Genomic DNA, 20,030 nt, shown 5'->3' with positions numbered 1-20,030 from the left:
GACACTCGTGGTGGCCTCTCGGCCGTGGAGCCCACCACGACCGTCAGATCTGCACTCCCTCGACCCGCATCCGCGCCGCCCCAGGACCCGCGGGTGCGCGGGGAGGGGATGCGGATGCGCGAGGCTGAGAGGGTGGGCCGCCGGGCCCGCGCGGAGCGAGGACGACGAGGGACGAGGGACGAGGCGCGATGATCGAAGAGCTCGAGGGGGAGCGGCGGCGGCTGCTGGCGGTGGCGTATCGGATGACGGGCACGATCGCCGACGCCGAGGACATCGTGCAGGAGACGTATCTGCGCTGGTACCGCCTCCCCGACGAGGAGCGCGGGGCCATCGAGAACCCCGCGGCCTGGCTCACCCGGGTGGCGGGCCGGGTGGCGCTCGACCACCTCGGGTCGGCGCGGATGCGGCGCGAGCGGTACGTCGGGCAGTGGCTGCCCGAGCCCGTCCCGGCCGACCTGTTCGCCGGAGCCGGAGCCCGAGCCGGAGCTGGAGCTGGAGCCTGGACCGGGGCCCTGGCCGGGGGCGGCGCGGCGACGCACTCCGTCACTGCGGCTCCGGCCGCCGACGACCCGCTGGACCGGGTGACGCTCGACGACTCCATCCGCACCGCCCTGCTCGTGGTGCTCGAGTCGATGACCCCGGCGGAGCGGGTGGCGTTCGTGCTGCACGACGTGTTCGACGTGCCGTTCGACGACATCGCCACCATCGTCGGGCGGTCGTCGGCCGCGACGAGGCAGCTCGCCGCATCCGCTCGCAGGCACGTGCGCGAGGGGCGCACCAGCGTGGTGCCGAAGGAGGAGCATGACGAGACGGTGCGCGCCTTCCTCGAGGCGAGCCGGAGCGGAGACGTGCTCACGCTGATGCGCGTGCTCGCGCCCGGGGTGGAGCTGCGCTCCGACGGCGGCGGTGTCGTCAGCGCCGCACGCAACGTGGTCGTGGGCACCGACAACGTGGCCCGCTTCCTGCTCGGCATCGCCTCGAAGCAGCCCGGACTGCGCTACGAGGAGGTGCAGACCGGGGATGGCCTCGGGTTCCGGATCCTCGCCGGCGACGCGCTGTCGAGCATCGCGACCTTCGAGACGGCGGGAGGCCTCATCACCCAGGTGCGGCTGATGCTCAACCCGGCGAAGCTCACACAGTGGAGGCCGTAGCGGGGCATGCCGTAGCGGATCGCGCCGCTCGGGTCATGCCGCCCGGAGTGCCGGCAGCATGACCCGGTCGACGAGGTCGACCACGGTCTCGCGATCGAGCGAGCGCTTCCGCAGCGAGATGCTCCCGAAGGCCGCCGTGGGCACGATGCCGGCGACGAGCTCCACGGGCGCGTCGGCGGAGATGTCCCCCACGCTCGATCGCGCGCCGGATCACGGTCTCGATCGCCGCCACGGGCGGGCCGCCGACGAGCCGGTACGCCACCTCGTAGAGCTCCCGGTCGCGGCCGATCTCGCCGAGGAGGCTCGCCAGCACCGGGCCCGAGCGCTCGTCGGTCGAGGCGAAGTGCAGGGCCGCGCCGAGGAGGTCGTCGCGGAGATCTCCCGTGTCGGGTACCTCGACCGGGACCTGGAGGTCGCTGACGGCGGCCACGACGAGCTCCGCCTTCGTGCTCCATCGCCGGTAGATCGCCGACTTGCCGCAGTGGGCGCGGGCGGCCACCGCCGCGATGGTGGTGCCGGGATAGCCGGACTCGATGAGCAGGTCCTGCGCGGCGGTGAGGATGCTCCGCTCCACCTCCGGGTCGCGCGGACGCCCCGAGGCAGCCGGGGGCTCGTCGATGCTCACGACAGCATTGTACATTCCGGTTCCGAGCGGTACCGTATCCAGTAACGGTACCAATCGGAACCGTAAGTGTCCGGATGGCCTCCATCCGGTCCGCATCCGAAGGAGAACGTCATGACCGCATCCGTCGCCGCCTCCCGCGCACCGTCGCAGTCCCGCTCCCGCTCCCGGTCGCGCCTTCGCACCCTCGGCATCCTGGCCGTTGCGGCCGTGGTCGCCGTCGGGCTGAACGCCGTCGTCGCCGCTGTCGCGAACGCGCTCGGCGCCCCGGCGGGCTACGGCCCGCTGACGCTGCCCGCCTACGCCCTCTTCACCGTGCTCGGCATCGCGGCCGGATGGGCGGGCTGGGTGATCGTGCGCCATCGGGCCCGCGACGCCGGCCGCGTGCTGGCGGTGCTCGTGCCGGTCGTCACGGTCGTCTCGCTCGTGCCCGACGTGCTGCTGCTCGTGCTCGGCTTCATCCCGGGCACGACTCCCGCCGCGGCGATCGCGCTCATGGTGATGCACCTCGTCGTCGTCGCCGTCGCCGTGCCCGCCTACGTGCTGGCCTCGCGCCGCGCGTGACGGTCGGGCACGCGGATGAGCACGCTGCGGGCAGAATGGTGTGGTGAGTGATGGGGTGAACGAGGGGGCTGCCGTCGCCGATCCCTCGAGTGCGCCTCCCGCGCCCGCCCCGGCCTCCGCCCCGGTGGCCGCCCAGCGGGCGAGACTTCACCATCAGTTCGTCACCCCCGAGGCGATCTACGGCACGATCCTGTTCTGCGCTGTGCTCGCCGCTGCGGAAGACGAGGTCGACGACTTTCAGATGATGATCAACGGCCTCCTCGCCAGCCTCGTGCTCTGGTTCGCGCACGTGGTGGCGATGACGGTGGCCAGGCACGGATCGCGCGACGGCCGCGAGACCGGCGTGCGCGCCGCCGTCACGGAGGGGCCGCACCACTCGACGGGTGTGCTCATCGGCCCGGCCATCCCGCTCCTCTTCCTCGCACTCGGGGCGTTCGACCTCCTCGACGACGAGCTCGCCTACTGGCTCGCGATCGGCTCGGGGGTCACCGTGCTGGTGGCGCTCGGCGTCCTGTCGTGCCGGGAACGGCGGGTGTCGTGGCCGCTCAGCCTCGCAGGCGGGCTCGCGGCGGGCGCGGCCGGCTTCCTCGCCGTGGCGCTGAAGGCGACGCTGCTCGAATGACGCACGCCTCCGCATCCGCCCCCGTCGACCGCCGCGGCACCGCGCTGTGGCGCTCCGCCACCGTGTTCTACACGATCGGCGCGGCCGACTTCCTGGCCGCCTTCGTGCTGGTGTTCGTGTCGTACTTCCTCGGCGCCGACGCACTCGCGGTGACCGCGATCTACATGTTCATGGGCGCGTGGCCGGTCCTCTTCGTCGCCGCCGTGCTCGACGTCCTGCGCCACCGCTGACCCGCGCCGCGCGTTCCGCCACGTGGGCGTGGCGACACGTGAGCTACTCGGGGAGGGCGCCCGCCACCACGCGCCCGCGGGAGACGACCGCGACGATGCGCGACACGTCGAGCGCTCCGATGTCGTCCCACGGGCGACCGCGGAGCACCACCAGGTCCGCGGCGTGGCCCGGGGCGAGGCGCCCCAGCGACGAGCCGCGACCCAGCGCGGCGGCGGCGCGCGAGGTCGCAGACTGCAGCGCGCGCTCGGCGGTCCAGCCGAAGACGCGCGCCATCGCCCGCACCTCCGCCATCTGGTCGCCGAAGTCGACGTGGTGCCCGTTCGCATCCGTGCCCAGCACGAAGTCGACGCCCGCCTCGGCGGCCGCCCGCATCAGCCCGTCGCGACGCGAGACGAGCTCGGCCGCCTTCTCCGACTGCTCCGGCGACACCGCCCGCTCGCCCGAGGCGATCCGGTCGTTGATGAGCAGGGTCGGCGCGACGGTGATCCCGGATGCGGCGATCCGCGCCGCCTGCTCGTCACCGATCAGGGTGCCGTGCTCGATGGAGTCGACGCCCGCATCCAGCGCGATGTCGATGCCCTCGGCGGTGTGCGCGTGGGCGGCGACGGGCATCGAGAGGGCGTGCGCCTCGTCGACGATCGCCTCGATCTCGGCCCGCGTGTGATTGCGCCACGACGCCTTGTCGCCCACCGAGAGCACGCCCCCGCTGGTCGCGATCTTGATGCCGTCGGCCCCGGCGCGCGCCCAGTGGCGCACCAGCTTGCGGCACTCGTCGGGCCCGTCGGCGGTCGGCTTGCGGATCGGGAACGCGGCTGGCGTGAACAGGTCGCCGTGCCCGGCGGTCATGCTCACCATGCCGTGCGCGAGGAGCCGCGGGCCGTCGACCAGCCCTGAGTTCACCCCGCGGGCGAGGGAGAACTGGATCTCGTCGGCCGACAGGTCGCGGAGGGTCGTGACCCCGCCCCGCAGCGCCGCCTGCGCGTGCGCGAGGCCGTGCAGCACCTGCTCCTCGGGCCGGGTGGTGAGCGGCCAGCTCAGGAAGTCGGCGTGACCCCGCCCCGCGTATCCGATCAGGTGCACATGCGTGTCGATGAGGCCCGGGATCACGGAGAGCCCTGCGCCCGCGCCCGCGGCGCCGGAGGCGCTCGCGTCCTTCGTGTCGCCCGTGCTCACACTCGTGATGGTCCCGTCGCCATCGGCGACGCTCCACTCGACGGAGCCGGCGCCGAGCGCCCGCTCCCCGTCCCACACCTCGACGTTCTCGATCCTCACGGTGTCATCCTCTCGTGCTCATCTCTCACGTTCCGCCACACTCCTGGCCTTTCGCCACGCTCATGCGCATGGCGAAACGCCAGGAGTGTGGCGAAACGGAGGAGGGGGCTCAGGTCAGCGCTTGTTCTTGCGGGGGAAGAGTGCGCCGAGGGCGGCGGGCGGGCGCATCGTGGTGCCGGCGACCACGAGCACCGCGAGCGTCACCAGGTATGGCGCCGCGGTCGGCAGCTCGGCGGGCAGCGGCACGAACAGGAACACGAGCACCAGCGCCACCCCGAGCGCGAGGGGCGCGACGCCGGAGCGGAACGCCTTCCGCGCGGCGAGTGCCGCCCCCGCGACCACGCCCACGTCGCTCGACGGGAGCCCGTCCTCGACGCCCGAGGCGAGCCCCGTGCGCGACAGCTGCCGTCCGCGCCACATCCGCACCAGGCCGATGACGACGAACACGATCGCGAGGATGAACACCAGCGCCCGGAACGTCTCCGGCCGGCCGAGGCCGACCGCGTCGGAGAAGCCGAACAGGGCCGATCCGAGGAAGACGCCCGACGGCATCCAGTTGCCGAAGATGAGGGTCGCGAGTCCGATGAACCCTCGCCCTGCGGTCTGGTTCTCGACGTACCCCGACGAGATGAGCGCGAGGTACCCGCCCGCGAAGCCGGCCATCGCGCTGCCCGTGAGGACGGCGATCCACCGGGTGCGGTGCACCCGTCCGCCGAGCGCCTGCAGGGCGGCGGGCTGCTCGCCCGCTGCGCGCCAGCGCAGCCCGAACGGCGTGCGCCACAGGATGTACGCGGTGAGCGGGATGAGCAGCAGCCCGATGATCGCGGCGAGCGAGACGTCGCGGGTGAGTCCGCCGACGATGCCGCCGATCTGCGACAGCACCGGGATCCCGGACCCTTCGAGACCCGCCATCCAATCGGGTGTGCCGAGACCGCCCGAGAGGAACGGGATGCTGATCGAGGGCAGCGAGCCGTCGATGCGGGGGGACCGGGCGATGGTGCCGCCGTCGACGCCGTTGAACACGATGTCGGCGAGGAACCGGGCGAGCGCGGCCGCGATCACGTTGATCGCCACACCGACGACGAGCTGATTGATGCCCATCTCGATGCAGAGCAGTGCCATCAGCAGCCCGAACACGAGCCCGCCGACGATGCCGCCGCCGAGCGCGGCCCACGGCCCCCAGAACCAGCCGAACAGTCCGGCCGCCCAGGTGCCGCCGATCATCATGCCCTCGAGGCCGACGTTGATGACGCCGGCGCGCTCCGAGTAGAGGCCGCCGATCGCCACCACGGCGATGGGCACGGTGAGTCGCAGCGCGGAGCCCCACGTCGAGGAGGCGGCGATGCCGGGGGCGTCGGCGACGTACTGGGCGATGATGACGAGCGCGAGGCCGAGGAGGCCCCAGCGCACGGCGGAGCGCAACGACGACCGCGAGGGGCGGAGCTTCGCCGGCGTGGCTGCGGCGGCCGCGGGCGCGGCGGGGTCGATGACCGTGCTCATCGGGCGGCCTCCAGTCCATCGGCGGGTGCGGGGGTGGGGGCGTCGGACGAGTCGCCGTCGGCCGGGCCCGAGGAGCCGCCGCGGCGGCGCGAGCGAAGGGCGTTCCACAGCGCGATGCGCTGGTCGGCCCGCTCGGTGAGCCAGTAGCCCACCGCCGACGAGAGCAGGACCACCGCCATGAACAGCGTGCCCACCTCGGTCGGCAGCTGCACGAGCCCGAGCACCTGCGAGCTGCGCTCCACGAAGGCGAGGATGAACGCGCCCACCGCCATCCCGATCGGATGCGATCGGCCGAGCAGCGCGGCCGCGAGGCCGGTGAACATGAGGTCGGTGGGCATCGTGCCGTCGTAGCGGTAGGCGACGCCGAGCACGTGGTACATGCCGATGAGGCCGGCGATGGCGCCTGATCCGAGCATCGCGTAGATGATGCGGCGGTTGACCCGGATGCCGGCGGACTCCGCCGCCTCGGGCGACTGTGCCGCCACCTGCAGCGTGAACCCGAAGACGGTGCGGTACTGCAGCAGGTAGAAGATGATGCCGACGATGACGGCGACCACGATGAACCCGGAGATCGAGGTGCGGTTGCCGATGCCGAGGTCGACGAGCACGGGCATGGCGCCCTGGTCGTCGATGATCGCGGTGCCGGTGTTCTGCCCGCCGCCGGAGCGGAACACGTTGGCGAGCAGCATCGCGACGACGGTGGTGGCGATCGCGTTCATGAGGATGGACGTGATCACCTCGCTGACGCCGCGGTACACCTTGAGCAGCGCGGGCACGAGCGCCCAGAGCGCTCCCACCACGCAGCACACCAGCAGGGTGATCGGCAGCCTCAGGTAGAGCGGCAGCGGCAGCTGCGCCGCGACCACCGCGCCGATGAGGGCGGCGACCCGGTACTGCCCGTCGACGCCGATGTTGAACAGCCCCATCCGCAGCGCGAAGGCCGCGGCGACACCCGCGATGTAGAGCGGGATGGCGTTGTTCACCGCCGACACGAGCGACGCCGGCTCGACACCGTAATTCCACATCACCTCGTACGCGGATGCGGAGGAGTAGCCGCTCAGCTCGAGGAAGATCGTGGTGACGAGCAGCGCGAGCACGACCGAGACGACGGGCCCGGCGAACGCGGTGACGATCCTGCGGGTCATGCCGCACCTCCTGCCAGGTCGGGAGCGGACGGATCCGCCGAGGACGCGACCGACGACGGGGTCGACGAGCGGTCGGTGCGGACACCCGTCATGTACTCGCCGAGCGTCTCGGCGTCGACCGCGCGCGGGTCGAGCTCGCCGACCACCGCGCCCCGGTAGAGCACCAGGAGCCTGTCGCTCAGCGCGAGCAGCTCGTCGAGGTCGGCGGAGACGAGGAGCGTGCCGAGGCCGCGATCGCGGGCGGCGGTGAGCTCGGACCAGACGGCGGCCTGGGCGCCGATGTCGACGCCGCGGGTCGGATGCGCGGCGATGAGCACCCGGGGCTCGGAGCCGAGTTCGCGGCCGACGATGAACTTCTGCTGGTTGCCGCCCGACAGCGCCGACGCGGGAGTCGAGGCGTCGCCGCCGCGCACGTCGAAGGCGGTGATGATGCGGCGGGCCGCGTCGGCGGCGGCGGCGCGGCTGTACCAGGGGCCGCGCTTGATCGGCGGACGGGTGTGGTAGCCGAGAGCGGCGTTCTCGCGCAGCGGCATCCCGAGCACGACGCCGTCGCGGTGGCGGTCCTCGGGGATGTAGGCCATGCCCGCCGCGCGGCGGTCGGTGGTGGACAGGGCGGTGACGTCCTGGCCACCGAGCGACACGGTGCCCTCGGAGGCGACGCGGCCGAGGAGCGACAGCATCAGCTCGGACTGCCCGTTGCCCTCGACCCCGGCCACACCGAGGATCTCGCCGCTGCGCACCTCGAACGAGACGTCGTCGAGCGCGGCGACCTCACCGGGCACGGCGACCGTGAGGTGCGATCCGGCGAGCACCACGTCGTCGCCGATGGGCACGGCCCGCGGCTCGACGGTGGGCATCTCGACCTTCACCATGAGCGAGGCGAGCTCGCGCGCGGTGGTCTCGGCCGGGGTGGTGCGGCCCACCACCTGCCCGGCGCGGATGACCGTGATCTCGTCGGCGAAGTCGAGCACCTCGTCGAGCTTGTGGGAGATGAAGAGGACCGCGGCACCCGCATCCGTGAACGCCCGCATGGCCGCGAACAGCGACTGCGCCTCGCTCGGCACGAGCACGGCCGTCGGTTCGTCGAGGATGATGACCCGGGCGTCGCGGTAGAGCACCTTGAGGATCTCGACCCGCTGCCGCGCCCCCACCCCGAGGTCGCGCACCACGGCGTCGACCTCGACGGGGAAGCCGTTCGCCTCGGCCAGCTCGGCCACCCGGGTGCGGGCGGCCGAGCCGTCGAGGCGGAACGGGGAGCCCGGCTCGTCGGCGAGGACGATGTTCTCCCACACCCGCAGAGCGTCGGCGAGCAGGAAGTGCTGGTGCACGATGCCGATCCCGGCCCGCTGCGCGTCGCGCGGCGACCGGAACGCCATCGGGCGACCCGCGATGGCGATCGAGCCCTCGTCGGGGCTCTCCTCGCCGGCGAGGATCTTCATCAGCGTCGACTTGCCGGCGCCGTTCTCGCCCACGATCGCGTGGACGGTCCCGGCTCTCACCGTCAGGTCGATCCGGTCGTTCGCGACGAACGTGCCGAACCTCTTCACGATGCCGGTCAGCCGGACCAGCTCGTCCTGCTCTGCCATGGTGGTGCTTCCTGCGTGCTTCGGTGGAGCTTCTCGGGGTCGGAGTCGGGTCAGACCGCCGTCGGGACCTTCACGGTGCCGTCGATGATGTCCTGCTTGGCCTTGTCGAGCTGGCTCGAGTAGGCGTCGAGGAACCCGCCGCTGGTGGAGTAGCCGACACCGTCGTTCGACAGGTCGAAGTCCTGCTCACCGGGCTTGAGCGAGCCGTCGAGGAAGGACTTGATGCTGTCCTCCACCGCGACGTTCACGTTCTTGATCGCCGAGGTGAGGATGTAGGGCTTCAGCGAGTCGTCGACCTGGTTGTAGACGTCGCCGTCCACGCCGATCGCCCACGACTTCGTGCCGCCCGCGCTCGAGAGCGGAGCCTGCTCGTAGACGCCCACACCGGATCCGCCGGCCGCGGCGTAGATGACGTCGGCGCCGCCGGCGTACATCGAGGCGGCGGCCTCCTTGCCCTTGGTGGGGTCGGAGAAGCCGGTGAAGTCGCCGAGCGGGGCGAGGTACGTCTTGTCGACGACGATGTTCGGGTTCACGCTCTTGGCGCCAGCCTCGTAGCCGACGAAGAAGTTCTGGATGCTGGGCTGGTCGACGCCGCCGATGAACCCGACGTGGCCGGTCGTGGAGGCGAGGGCCGCCGCGACGCCCACGAGGTACGACGACTGCTCGGCCGCGAAGGAGATGGTCGTGACGTCGGGGATCTCGGTGCCCTTGTCGATGTCGACCGCGACGAACTGCGTGTTCGGGTGGTCGGTCGTCTGCGCCATGGGGGTGGCGTACTGGAAGCCGATGCCGATCGCGAGGCCCGCGCCCTGCGAGATCGCGAGGTCGAGACGGTCCTGGTAGTCGTCGGTGTTGGGGCTCGAGAAGTCGAGCGGGGTGAAGTCGTACTCCGACTGGGCGTCGGTGAAGCCCTTGTAGGCGCTGTCCATGAAGGAGAAGTCGCCGGTGGTGCCGTAGAGCATGGCGATCTTGGCGGCGTTCGGGTCGGCGCTCGGCTGGGTGGTGGCGGTCTTGCCCGAGCAGGCGGTGAGCATGAGCGACGCGGCGACGACGGCGCCGCCCCAGGGCCGCGAGGCGGCGGGTTCGGGTGCGAAGCATGGGACTCCTTCGGAGGGGGACTGTGATCTGTGCGACGGTATCGTGCAAAACGCTTTGCTTTGTTACGAGAATGTTTAATCTGCGTGACACGGTCCGCGGATCGGCGCGGATCCGCGGGGGTATCGGCCGTGCCTGAGCGAGTCGTCACCCAATCGTTACGAATCCGCGTGCAAAACGTTTCGCGTCGGCTAGCATTCGTCGCATGGACGAGTCGGGGGCCAGCCGCCCGGTCACGATCCGCGACGTCGCGCGGGTGGCCCAGGTCAGCATGACGACCGTCTCGCATGCCCTCTCGTCGAAACGACCGGTCAGTCCCGAGACCGCGGAGCGGATCCGGGCCGCGATCGAGCACCTCGGCTACGTGCCGCACTCCGGGGCGCGGAGCCTGCAGAGCGGGCGCGCCATGATGATCGGGCTCGTCGTGCCCGACGTCTCGAACCCGTTCTTCGGCGAGCTGGCCGTGAGCGTCGAGCGCTCGGCCGACGACCTCGACTTCGGCGTCGTGCTGTCGAGCTCGACCGGTCGCGCCGAGCGGGACGGACGCTACCTCAACCTGCTCCGGTCGCGCTCGATCGACGGGCTCATCTACGTCGCCGGCGATGCCCGGGTCGACGAGCGGCTCGTCGACCTCGCCGCCCGGCATCCGATCGTGCTGGCCGACGAGTCGGTCTCCTCGCTCGAGTCGATCCCGCTGGTGGCAGCCGACCATGTGCAGGGTGGGCGGCTCGTCGCCGAGCACCTCCGCGAGCTGGGCCACGAGCGCGTCGCCGTACTCACCGGTCCGCGCGGCCTGCGGTCGGCGGAGGAGCGCGTGTCGGGCTTCCTCTCGGTGCTGCCCGGCGCTGCCGTGGTCGACGGCGACTTCACCGAGGAGGTCGCCTACCACCGCACGGCGAAGCTGCTCGCCGGGGTGTCGCCGCCCACGGCCGTGTTCGCCTCCAACGACGTGTCGGCATTCGGCGTGATCGACGCCGCCCGCGACCGCGGGCTCGGCGTGCCCGACGACCTCTCCGTGGTGGGCTTCGACGACGTGCCCCTCAGCGGGCGGATCTCGCCGGCGCTCACCACCGTGCGGCAGCCCGTGGGCGAGATCGGCAGGGTCTCCGTCGAGACCCTCCTCGCCGCCATCGCGGGCGAGTCGCCCGGCTCCCCGCCCCGCCATCCCGTGGTGCTCGTCGTCCGCGGCACCACCCGCCCGCCGCGCTGACGCGGCTCTCCGCGCATCCATCCCGATCCCGGCGCATCCGCCGGCCCCTCGAAAGGAGCCCCCGTGGCCCGCATCCTCCTCCTCGGCGAATCCTGGTTCGTCTACTCCGTGCACCAGAAGGGCTTCGACGCGTTCTACACGTCGGAGTACACCGCGGGAGGCCAGGAGTTCGTCGCCGCGCTGCGCGCCGCCGGCCACGAGGTCACCCACATACCTGCCCACGAGATCACGACCGCGCTGCCGCTGACCGCCGAGGGCATCCACGAGATCGCCGACGTCGTCGTGGTGTCGGATGTGGGCGCCAACACGTTCCAGGTTCCTCCGGCCACCTTCACCCGCTCGGTGCCCGAGCCCGACCGCACGGAGGTGCTGCGCCGCTTCGCCGAGACCGGTGGCGGCCTCCTCATGGTCGGCGGGTACCTCACGTTCGCGGGGATCGACGCGAAGGCGCGCTGGGGGCGCACCCCGCTCGCCGCGGCGCTGCCCGTCGAGGTGCTGGACCGCGACGACCGCGTGGAGATGTCGGCCGGATCGGCGCCGTCGGTGGTGGCGGCGCATCCGGTCGTCGACGGGCTCGGCGAGACCTGGCCGGCGCTGCTCGGCCTCAACGAGGTGGTCGCGAAGCCCGCCGCCGACCTCGTCGCCGAGTGCGGAGGGCACCCGCTGCTCGTGTTCGGCACCTACGGGGCCGGTCGGACCGGCGCGTTCACGTCCGACCTCGCCCCCCACTGGGCGCCGCCGGAGTTCCTGGCGTGGGAGGGGTACGGGCCGCTGTTCGACCGGACCGTGCGCTGGCTCGCCGGCGAGGAGCTCACGCCGCTCGCCGCGGCAGGCGTGACCGAGGAGGTCGGGGCATGACCGACTCCACGCCGACCGACACCGCCGTCACCCCGGCCGACGCTGCTGTCCCGCCGGTCGACACCGTCATCACCGGCGCCACGGTGCTCACCCACACCGTCCGCCCGGAGCCCGGGTACCCCGAGCTGCCGCGCGACGACGTCGAGGCGCGCGGGACCGCGACCTTCCTCGCCGACCACGCCCTCGGCATCCGCGACGGGATCATCGTGTGGGTCGTGCCCACCGCATCCGTGCCGCAGTCGGTGCTCGACGCCGCCGCTCACATCGACGCGCGCGGCCTCGTCGCGATCCCCGGGCTCATGAACGGGCACACCCACTCGCCGATGACGATGTTCCGAGGCTCGGCCGAGGATGTGCCGACGAACGAGTGGTTCAACAAGCACATCTGGCCGATGGAGGTGAACCTCACCGACCGCGACGTCTACCTCGGGGCGCAGCTCGCCATCGGCGAGATGCTGCTCGGCGGGGTCACCTCGTTCGCCGACCACTACTTCGCCACCGACCAGATCGCGCGGGCCGTGGACGAGAGCGGGGCACGGGCGCTGCTCGCCTCCACCTTCTTCTCGTCGCAGGGACCGGCCGGCGTGGAGTCGTCGGCCGCCTTCGCCGAGCGCTGGAACGGCGCCGCGGGAGGGCGCATCCGCACCGCCATGGGACCGCACGCCACGTACACGGTCGACGACGGAGACCTCGAGCTCACCGCCGCGCACGCCCGACGGCTCGGCATCCGCACGCACATCCACGCCGCCGAGAACATGCAGCAGACCGAGTCGAGCCTCGCCAAGCGCGGGGTCACGCCCATCCAGGTGCTGCACGACACGGGCGTGCTCGAGGCCGGCGCGATCATCGCGCACGGCACCGGCATCGTCGAGAGCGACCTCGAGTGGCTCGTGCCCTACGCCGACCGGGTGGGGGTGGCGTCGTGCAGCAAGGTGTACATGAAGCACGCGCACACCACGACACCGGTGCGGATGCTGCACGACGCCGGCGTCACCGTCGGCCTCGGCACCGACGGGCCCGCGTCGAACAACACGCTCGACGTGCTCGAGAGCCTCCGCATCCTGTCGCTCAAGCAGAAGGACGCGCACCTCGACGCGACCTGGCTCACCTCGCCGCACGCGCTCGACATCGCCACGCGGCAGAGCGCCGCGGTCTTCGGACAGGAGTCGTCGCTCGGCGCGCTTCTCCCCGGATACACCGCCGACATCGTGCTCATCGACCCGTCCGGGCCGCACATGCAGCCCATGCACGACCTCGCGTCGGCGCTGGTGCTCAGCGTGCGGGCGAGCGACGTGCGCACCGTGCTCGTCGACGGTGAGGTCGTCGTGCGCGACGGCCGGCTCACCCGCCTCGACCTGAGCGAGGCGATCGCGGAGCTCAACGCCCGCATCCCGGAGCTGACCGACCGCTCGCGCGGCAGCATCCAGGACTACGCGCCGTGAGCGCTCGCTCGGGGAGGATGGACTCGTGATCGAAGCGGAGCGCACACCCTGGACCGACGTGGCCGAGCACCTCGGGCGGCCGGGAGCCGCGCCGCCGTCGCGGCTCGCGGTGCTGCCCTTCGGGGCGCTCGAGCAGCACGGGCCGCAGCTGCCGCTCGGCACCGACACGTTCCAGGCGGTGCACGTGGCGCGCGGCATCGCCCTCGCGCTCGACGCGGTGCTCCTGCCCGCGGTGCCGTACGGAGACACGTGGAACAACGCGGGCTACCCCGGCACGGTGTCGCTCTCGGCGTCGACCGTGGCCGCGATCGCGCTCGACATCGGTCGTGCTCTGGCCGCGTCGCCCGCACCCGCGTCGGGGCTCGTCATCGTGAACGGCGACTGGGGCAACCGGACGCCGCTCTACGGCGCGGTGCGCACGCTGCTGCAGGAGGGCTTCCCCGCGGTCGCGCTCGACTACCCCGGGCTCGACGCCGCGGCCACCGAGGTGCGCACGACGGAGTCGGCCGCCCCCGGCCTCAACCACGCCGACGAGCTCGAGACCTCGATGATGCTCGCCATCGACGGCACCCTCGTGCACCCCGAGCGCTCGGTCGCGGTCTACCCGTCGTTCCCGGGCGACTTCGGCACCACCCCGATGCAGCTGCACCCGTTCTCGCCCTCGGGCGTCTTCGGCGACCCCACCGCCGCCACCCCCGAGACCGGCCGGCGCCTCCTCGACGCCACGGTGGCGGGCTCCCTGGAGGTGCTGGCGGACTTCGTCGCCCGCCTCGGCTGACGCCGGGCGCGGGTGCAGCGACGACCTCTCCGTCACCTCGACACCGATTCGCCGCAAGTCCGCCGCCTAGGGCGGGGGTTCGGCGGAATCGGTGTCGAAGTGACGGCATCGGCGACGGAGAACCGGCGCGGGGCGGGCGCCGGCGCTCGCCGGGGCGGGCGCCGGCTCAGCGCGTGAAGGCGGCGATCGCCGCCTTCACCTCCGCGGCGAGGGCGCGCTTCTCGGGGCCCGAGAGGAAGGCGGCCTCGACGGCGGCGAGCTCGGCGGCCTCGAACTCGGGCACGCCCCAGCCGAACTGCTGCTCGATGCGGCGGAAGTCGGCGCTGATCGAGATCATCGAGATGAGGCGGTTGTCGGGGTTGATCGTGACCGTGAACCCGAGCTCGCGGAGGAGCTCGACGGGGTGGTTCTCGATGCCGTCGACCACGCCCTTCGAGTTCGACGAGACACACACCTCGAGCGGGATGCGCCGGTCGACCACCCACTGCGCCGTGCGGCCGAGCGTCAGCGACGCGGGGCCGGACCCGGCGCGGGCGGCGGCGACGTCGCGCACGGCGGTGAGCACCGAGAGCGGGCGGCCGTTCAGGCGGACGTCCTCGATGATCCGCACGCCGTGGCCGAGGCGCAGGGCGTGTGCCAGGTGCACGGTCTCCCAGACGCTGTGCTCGCCGTCCGCCTCCCCGGTGTGGATCGTGTAGGGCACACCCTCGCGGTCGAGCAGGGTGAACGCGTCGAGGTGCTGTCGCACGGGGAACCCGTCCTCCGGCCCCGCGATGTCGTACCCCGCAACGCTGCCGCCCCACTCGCCGTACGTGTCGACCGTGAGCCGCGCGATCTCGAAGCTGAGCGTCGACGAGCGCATCCCGCACAGCAGCTGGCGCGCGCGGATGTGTCCGCCCGCCGCGGCGACGATCGCCTCGCCCTCGGCGAGCCCGGCGGCCACCGCCTCGACCGCGACACGGAGTGGGAGCCCGCCGAGGATGTGCTTCTCGGGCGCCCAGCGCGCCTCTCCGTAGACCACCCCGTCGGCGGCCGCCTCGACGACCCACTCCCGTGCCACGCGGACGATGCTCTCCTCGGTCTGCATGACCGCCGTGGTGAGGCCGAACTTCTCGTCCCAGTGCGCGACCTGCGGCTCGGTGACGTCGCCGATGAACCAGGCGGCGAGCGTGTCCGGGTCGTCGTAGGGCAGCGTGACACCGGAGGCGGCGGCGAGCTCGAGCAGGGTCTCGGGCCGCAGCGATCCATCGAGGTGGTCGTGCAGCGTCACCTTCGGGAAGTCGATCCACGGCTCCTCCGCCTCGGCCCAGCGCGGGTACCCCTCCGGCCGGAACCCGGGAGACGCGAAGCCGCTCACCGGAACGCCGCCAGCCCGAACGACACCATGTCGGCGAACGTGGTCTCGCGTTCGGCGGCGGTCATGTCCTGGCCCGGCTTGTCGCTGATCGTGCCCACCATGAGCGTCTCGAAGCCCTCCTTGAGGCCGACGGCGTAGAGCCCGGCCGCCTCCATGTCGACGCCGAGCGTGCCGTACTCGATGAGCTTCGGCACGACCGTGGTGTCGGGGTTGTAGAACTGGTCGGTGGTGAACAGCGGACCGACGTGGATGGTCTTCCCCGACTCCTCCCCGTACTCGACCGCCTTCCGCAGCAGTGAGAAGCTCGGCGCGTGGCTGAACGTGACGCTGGGCACCCAGCCCGAGGTGAGCGACGAGTTGGTGTGCGCGCTGGAGGCGGCGATCACGTCGCCGAGCTCGAGCCACGGCTGCAGCGCGCCGATCGTGCCGACGCGGATGATCCGCTTCACCCCGTAGTGCCGGGCCAGCTCGGTGGCGTAGATCGACAGCGAGGGGATGCCCATCCCGGAGGCCAGCACCGAGACCGGTCGGCCCTCGACGGTGCCGGTGTAGCCGAGGATACCGCGCACCTCGGTGACGAGGCGGGGCGAGTCGAAGAAGGTCTCGGCGATGAGCTTCGCGCGGCGGGGGTCGCCGGGCATGAGCACGTCGGGGGCGAAGTCGCCGGGCTCGGCGGAGATGTGAGGGGTGGCCATGGGGTCCTTTCCGAGGTGACCGGGTGCGGATGCGGGTGGTGACGGAGGCGCGTGCCGGCACGCGCGGGCGCGGCGCCGGCTCGCTCAGCCCACCTGTGAGGGTGCGAAGCGGCGCAGCACGACGCGCTCCGCCCAGCTCACCAGGCTGTAGAACACGAGCGACACCGCGGTGAGGAGCGCGGCCGCCGCCCACAGCTGCGTGTAATCGGAGTGCGAGCGCGACGTGACGATGGTGTGCCCGAGCCCGTCGCCGGTGGCGAGCCACTCGGCGAGCGTGGCCGCGAGCACGGCCGTGGGCGCCGCGATCCGCGCCGACGCGAAGATCGCGGGCAGCGTGTAGGGCAGCTGCACCCGCCACAGGTTGCTCCAGACCGACGAGTCGTACGAGCGCATGAGGGTGAACGCATCCGACGGCACCCGCTTCAGGCCGCCCTGCACGTTGGCGAGCGTGGGGAAGAACGTGACGATCGCGGTGATCGCGACCACGCCGCCCAGCCCGCGCCCGAGGGCGAGGATGAGCACCGGGATGAGCACGATGATCGGCACCGATCGCAGCGCCACGGCGAGCGGGGTGAGCACACGTTCCACGACGGGGACGGTGACGAACGCCACCGCCATCGCGATGCCGATGACGAGCCCCGCGACGTATCCCGTGCCGGCGTGCACCAGCGTCACGCCCAGCGCCTCGCCGAGCTCGGCTCGGTTCGCCGCAGCCTCCTCGCTGACGAACAGGTACTGGAACACGTCGACGGGCGACTTGCCCACGAACGGCGACATGTGGAAGACGAGGAGGTAGGCCCACCAGGCGAGGAGGATGACGACGATCGAGCCGATCGTCCAGGCCACCGCGGTCGCGAAGCGGCTGAAGGCCGAGCCTCGGGTCGAGGGCGTCGCGGCCTGCGCGTTCGAGATCGAGGCCGACCAGGGGGTGAGCCAGCGGCGCAGCAGTCCGAACAGCCCGTACGGCACCGCGGCCATGAGGGTCACGAGCACGGCCACCGACCACACGCGCGGCAGGTTGAGCCCCATGAGCCCGTTGATGAGCAGCACGCCGAGCCCTGACTTGGCGCCGATGAACTCCCCGAAGATCGCGCCCAGCGCGGCCGCCGCGGCGCCGATCTGCAGGCCGGTGAGGATGGCGGGGATCCCGGACGGGAACCGCACGAACCGCAGCTTCGACAGACCGCCCCCGCCCCAGGCGGTGACCATCGTGAGCGGTCCGCCATCCGCCGACCGCAGGCCGAGCATCGTGCCGACCAGGGTGGTGAAGAACACGGCGAGCGAGGTGAGCACGACCTTCGCCGTGTCGGGGTCGAAGGTGAGCTGCAGCAGCGGGTTGACGGCCACGAGCGGCAGGCAGAACAGGGTGAGCGCGAGGCGCAGGAACAGCGACTCGAAGGCGGGCACCTGCACGAAGACGACGGCGACGAGGATCGCGAGCAGGTTCCCCCAGAACCAGCCGCGGATCGCGACCCACGCGGTGGCGGTGAAGTTGTTCGCGTAGGTGCCCGCATCCGCGATGAGGCTCTGCACGATCGCGCTCGGCGAGGCGATGACGCCGAGCCGGGTGAGCCAGAGGTCGGCCGCCACCTCCCACAGTACGAGCAGCGCGATCGAGACGACGACCGTGGTGACCCAGCCGTTGACGGCGCCTCGGCTGGCGCCGCGGCGCGAACGTGCGCGCTCGGTGGCGATGGCGGCGGCGCGCAGCGCGGCGCGATCGCCCGTGTCCGGCGCCGAGCCGAGCCCCGCGGCGGTGCCGGACACGGTGCTCGCGCCGGGCGACGAGCCCGTGACGGATGCGGTGCTCACGTCAGGCCGCCGATCCGGCCGCGCCCGCGGTGGCACCCGCGAGCTCGCCATCCGACACGAGGTCGTCGGCGTCGTCCTCGGTGCCGGCGTGCAGCATCGCGGACAGCTGGTCGCAGACGGCGTGGAACTCGCCCGTCGAGAGCAGCTCGCGTCGGCGCGGCCGGGGGAAGTCGATGGTGATCTCGCCGACGATCCGGCCGGGGCGGGGCGACATGACGACGACCCGGTCGGCGAGGAACGCCGCCTCCGAGATGGAGTGCGTCACGAGCAGGGCGGTGGCGCTCGAGGCCGACCAGAGCTTCTGCAGCTCCTCGTTCATCCGCTGCCGGGTGATCTCGTCGAGCGCGCCGAACGGCTCGTCGAGCAGGAGGATCTCGGGCTCGGTGGCGATGGCACGGGCGATCGCCACACGCTGGCGCATCCCGCCTGAGAGCTGAGACGGGCGCGAGTCGGCGAACCCCTCGAGGCCCACCAGGCGGATGAGGTCGTCGACCCGGTCCTTCGGGATCGGCGTGCGCATCACCTGGCCGGGGAGGCGGATGTTGTCGCGGACGCTCCGCCAGGGCAGGAGCGACGGGTCCTGCAGCGCGAGCCCGAGCCGGTGCGCCTTGCGCACCGCGGCCGGGGTCTCACCGTGGATCGAGACCTCGCCGGCCGAGTACGACTCGAGGTCGGCGAGGATGCGCAGGATCGTGGACTTGCCGCATCCGGAGGGGCCGAGCAGCACGGTGAAGGAGCCCTGCGGCACGGCGAGCGAGACGTCGTCGAGCGCGAGCACGTCGCTGCGCTTCGACGAGTACACCTTGGTCAGGTTGGTGAGGGTGAAGCCGGATCCGTCCACGGTGTGCCTCCGGGGTGTCGCGATGGGGAGCGGGGTGCGGGGAGTGAAGAGGAGGAGCGGCGCGGGGCCTTGGAGGGAGCCCCGCGCCGCTCGGTCTGTGTCAGCCGACGGTGTTCTTGCCCTGGTACACGTCCTGCAGCACCGAGGTGTCGAAGAGCGACTCGTCCGCTCCGGCGATGCCGAGCGCCTTCAGGGTGGCGAGGTTCTTCGAGATGCCGTCATCCGAGAGCCAGAGCAGGCCGTGCTCCTCGGTGTCGGGGGTGACGAGCAGGTCCATCTGGAGCTGGGCCTGCTTCGTCTGCTCCTCGATGGTGAGGCCGCCGTCCTTGGCGTAGTCGTTGACCGTGAGGTCGACCGCCTCGGTCGGGTCCTTGACGTAGGCCTGCCAGCCCTCGATCTCGCCCTTGAGGAAGCCCTCGATCGCGGCGCGCTTGGTGTCGTCCTGCAGCGAGGCCCGCTGCACGGCGTAGACCTGCGCGTAGATGTCGAGGCCGTAGTCGGCGGTGAGCATCGTCACACCGGCCTTGCCCGTGTTCTCCTCGTAGGCGATGGGCTGCTCGGTGTAGAACACCCAGAGTCCGTCGACCTCGCCCGAGACGAGGGGAGCGACGTCGAAGCCCACCGGGACGCTGGTGATCGCCGACGCGTCGAGCTTGTTGTAGTCGACGAGGGCCGACTGGGCGGCCTCATCGCCCGACGGCACGCCGATCTTCTTGCCCTCCATGTCCTTCGGGGTCTTGATCGGGTTGTCGGGGCTCGACAGGATCGCGAGCGGGTTCTTCTGGAAGCCCGCGGCGATGATGACGAGGTCGGCGCCCTGCTCGTTGGCCCGGGCGACGGTGTCGGCGTTGCCCATGCCGATGTCGGCCTGGCCCGACGCGACGGCGGCCATCGAGTCGACGTCCGGTCCGCCGGGGAGGATGTCCACGTCGACGCCGTTCGCGTTGTAGTAGCCCTCCTTGTCGGCGACGTAGCTTCCGCCGAACTGCACCAGCGGGATCCACGAGGTCTGCAGGGTGAGCGGGGTCAGCGAGCCGCCGTCGGTCGAGGTGGCGTCGCTCGCGCTCGACGAGGAGCAGCCGGCGACGGCGGCGAGCATCGCGGCGACGCCGGCGGCGAGCACGGTGGCTCGGGCGGCTCTGCGGCGGGGGATGCGGATGGTCATGGTTCTCCTTGACGTGAGGTGAGGACGTGCTGCAAGGGGAGGTGCCGCATCGCGCCGGATCGGGTCCGGTGCTGCAAACCGTTT

At 72.0% G+C, this 20,030-nt stretch carries 19 protein-coding genes; 8 read left to right on the top strand and 11 right to left on the bottom strand.

Going from position 1 to position 20,030, the window contains the following annotated elements; translation table 11 throughout:
• Positions 1-188 precede the first annotated feature (188 nt).
• A complete protein-coding gene (locus tag ACFJGV_RS08430) occupies positions 189-1,151 on the top strand; it encodes a sigma-70 family RNA polymerase sigma factor (protein ID WP_378148288.1) in 963 nt (320 codons plus the stop codon).
• Here ACFJGV_RS08430 and ACFJGV_RS08425 read toward each other — a convergent pair.
• Positions 1,132-1,776 (bottom strand): TetR/AcrR family transcriptional regulator, encoded by a 645-nt coding sequence (locus ACFJGV_RS08425; protein WP_378148286.1) that lies wholly within the window; start codon positions 1,774-1,776, stop codon positions 1,132-1,134. The two genes, ACFJGV_RS08430 and ACFJGV_RS08425, sit on opposite strands and share 20 nt — an antisense overlap.
• 111 nt (positions 1,777-1,887) lie before the next feature.
• Between ACFJGV_RS08425 and ACFJGV_RS08420 the strand changes: the two genes are divergently transcribed.
• The 3 genes from ACFJGV_RS08420 to ACFJGV_RS08410 are packed head-to-tail and all read left to right on the top strand — an operon-like array spanning position 1,888 to position 3,189.
• Complete coding sequence (locus ACFJGV_RS08420; RefSeq protein WP_378148284.1) at positions 1,888-2,337, top strand: DUF6069 family protein; 450 nt, start codon at positions 1,888-1,890, stop codon at positions 2,335-2,337.
• Between the two features lie 43 nt (positions 2,338-2,380).
• The gene (locus ACFJGV_RS08415) at positions 2,381-2,959 is read left to right on the top strand and encodes a hypothetical protein (protein WP_378148283.1); all 579 of its coding nucleotides are present in this window, start codon (positions 2,381-2,383) and stop codon (positions 2,957-2,959) included.
• Positions 2,956-3,189 carry a hypothetical protein gene (locus ACFJGV_RS08410; RefSeq protein WP_378148281.1) on the top strand — a complete coding sequence of 78 codons (234 nt, stop codon included), beginning with the start codon at positions 2,956-2,958 and terminating at the stop codon, positions 3,187-3,189. Before ACFJGV_RS08415 ends, ACFJGV_RS08410 begins: the two co-directional genes overlap by 4 nt.
• A gap of 43 nt (positions 3,190-3,232) precedes the next feature.
• On the opposite strand, the gene ACFJGV_RS08405 is transcribed toward ACFJGV_RS08410, so the two are convergent.
• The 5 genes from ACFJGV_RS08405 to ACFJGV_RS08385 all read right to left on the bottom strand — a co-directional run bounded on the left by ACFJGV_RS08405 (position 3,233) and on the right by ACFJGV_RS08385 (position 9,727).
• Entirely contained in the window at positions 3,233-4,462 is a 1,230-nt protein-coding gene (locus tag ACFJGV_RS08405) for an amidohydrolase family protein (protein ID WP_378148280.1), read from the bottom strand.
• 114 nt (positions 4,463-4,576) lie between these two features.
• Positions 4,577-5,962 (bottom strand): ABC transporter permease, encoded by a 1,386-nt coding sequence (locus tag ACFJGV_RS08400; RefSeq protein WP_378148278.1) that lies wholly within the window; start codon positions 5,960-5,962, stop codon positions 4,577-4,579.
• Entirely contained in the window at positions 5,959-7,107 is a 1,149-nt protein-coding gene (locus tag ACFJGV_RS08395; protein WP_378148277.1) for an ABC transporter permease, read from the bottom strand. Before ACFJGV_RS08395 ends, ACFJGV_RS08400 begins: the two co-directional genes overlap by 4 nt.
• The gene (locus ACFJGV_RS08390) at positions 7,104-8,693 is read right to left on the bottom strand and encodes an ABC transporter ATP-binding protein (RefSeq protein WP_378148276.1); all 1,590 of its coding nucleotides are present in this window, start codon (positions 8,691-8,693) and stop codon (positions 7,104-7,106) included. Before ACFJGV_RS08390 ends, ACFJGV_RS08395 begins: the two co-directional genes overlap by 4 nt.
• A 50-nt stretch (positions 8,694-8,743) precedes the next feature.
• The gene (locus tag ACFJGV_RS08385) at positions 8,744-9,727 is read right to left on the bottom strand and encodes a BMP family protein (RefSeq protein WP_378148274.1); all 984 of its coding nucleotides are present in this window, start codon (positions 9,725-9,727) and stop codon (positions 8,744-8,746) included.
• A gap of 266 nt (positions 9,728-9,993) precedes the next feature.
• Here ACFJGV_RS08385 and ACFJGV_RS08380 point away from each other — a divergent pair, with 266 nt between their 5' ends.
• From ACFJGV_RS08380 to ACFJGV_RS08365, 4 genes are all read left to right on the top strand, one after another.
• Positions 9,994-10,998 (top strand): LacI family DNA-binding transcriptional regulator, encoded by a 1,005-nt coding sequence (locus ACFJGV_RS08380; RefSeq protein WP_378148273.1) that lies wholly within the window; start codon positions 9,994-9,996, stop codon positions 10,996-10,998.
• 63 nt (positions 10,999-11,061) lie between these two features.
• The gene (locus tag ACFJGV_RS08375) at positions 11,062-11,856 is read left to right on the top strand and encodes a glutamine amidotransferase (protein WP_378148271.1); all 795 of its coding nucleotides are present in this window, start codon (positions 11,062-11,064) and stop codon (positions 11,854-11,856) included.
• Positions 11,853-13,298, top strand: a complete 1,446-nt coding sequence (locus tag ACFJGV_RS08370; RefSeq protein WP_378148269.1) for an amidohydrolase — start codon at positions 11,853-11,855, stop codon at positions 13,296-13,298. The genes ACFJGV_RS08375 and ACFJGV_RS08370 overlap by 4 nt, the downstream gene beginning before the upstream one ends.
• A 25-nt stretch (positions 13,299-13,323) precedes the next feature.
• Positions 13,324-14,076, top strand: coding sequence for a creatininase family protein (locus ACFJGV_RS08365; RefSeq protein ID WP_378148267.1), 753 nt, complete (start codon positions 13,324-13,326; stop codon positions 14,074-14,076).
• Between the two features lie 166 nt (positions 14,077-14,242).
• On the opposite strand, the gene ACFJGV_RS08360 is transcribed toward ACFJGV_RS08365, so the two are convergent.
• From ACFJGV_RS08360 to ACFJGV_RS08340, 5 genes are all read right to left on the bottom strand, one after another.
• Entirely contained in the window at positions 14,243-15,433 is a 1,191-nt protein-coding gene (locus ACFJGV_RS08360) for an adenosine deaminase (RefSeq protein WP_378148266.1), read from the bottom strand.
• Positions 15,430-16,128 (bottom strand): purine-nucleoside phosphorylase, encoded by a 699-nt coding sequence (deoD, locus tag ACFJGV_RS08355; protein ID WP_378148264.1) that lies wholly within the window; start codon positions 16,126-16,128, stop codon positions 15,430-15,432. The genes ACFJGV_RS08360 and deoD overlap by 4 nt, the downstream gene beginning before the upstream one ends.
• Before the next feature lie 84 nt (positions 16,129-16,212).
• On the bottom strand, positions 16,213-17,940 hold the full coding sequence (locus ACFJGV_RS08350) for an ABC transporter permease (protein WP_378148262.1): 1,728 nt from the start codon (positions 17,938-17,940) through the stop codon (positions 16,213-16,215).
• 1 nt (position 17,941) lies between these two features.
• On the bottom strand, positions 17,942-18,781 hold the full coding sequence (locus ACFJGV_RS08345) for an ABC transporter ATP-binding protein (protein ID WP_378148260.1): 840 nt from the start codon (positions 18,779-18,781) through the stop codon (positions 17,942-17,944).
• A gap of 100 nt (positions 18,782-18,881) precedes the next feature.
• Positions 18,882-19,946, bottom strand: a complete 1,065-nt coding sequence (locus ACFJGV_RS08340; RefSeq protein WP_378148258.1) for an ABC transporter substrate-binding protein — start codon at positions 19,944-19,946, stop codon at positions 18,882-18,884.
• Between the last annotated feature and the right edge of the window lie 84 nt (positions 19,947-20,030).

It is taken from the genome of Cnuibacter sp. UC19_7, from assembly GCF_042699995.1.
In the GTDB taxonomy this organism is placed as follows: domain Bacteria; phylum Actinomycetota; class Actinomycetes; order Actinomycetales; family Microbacteriaceae; genus Cnuibacter.
Note: the sequence above shows the minus strand (reverse complement) of the source record. Positions and strands in the feature narration are given on the sequence as shown.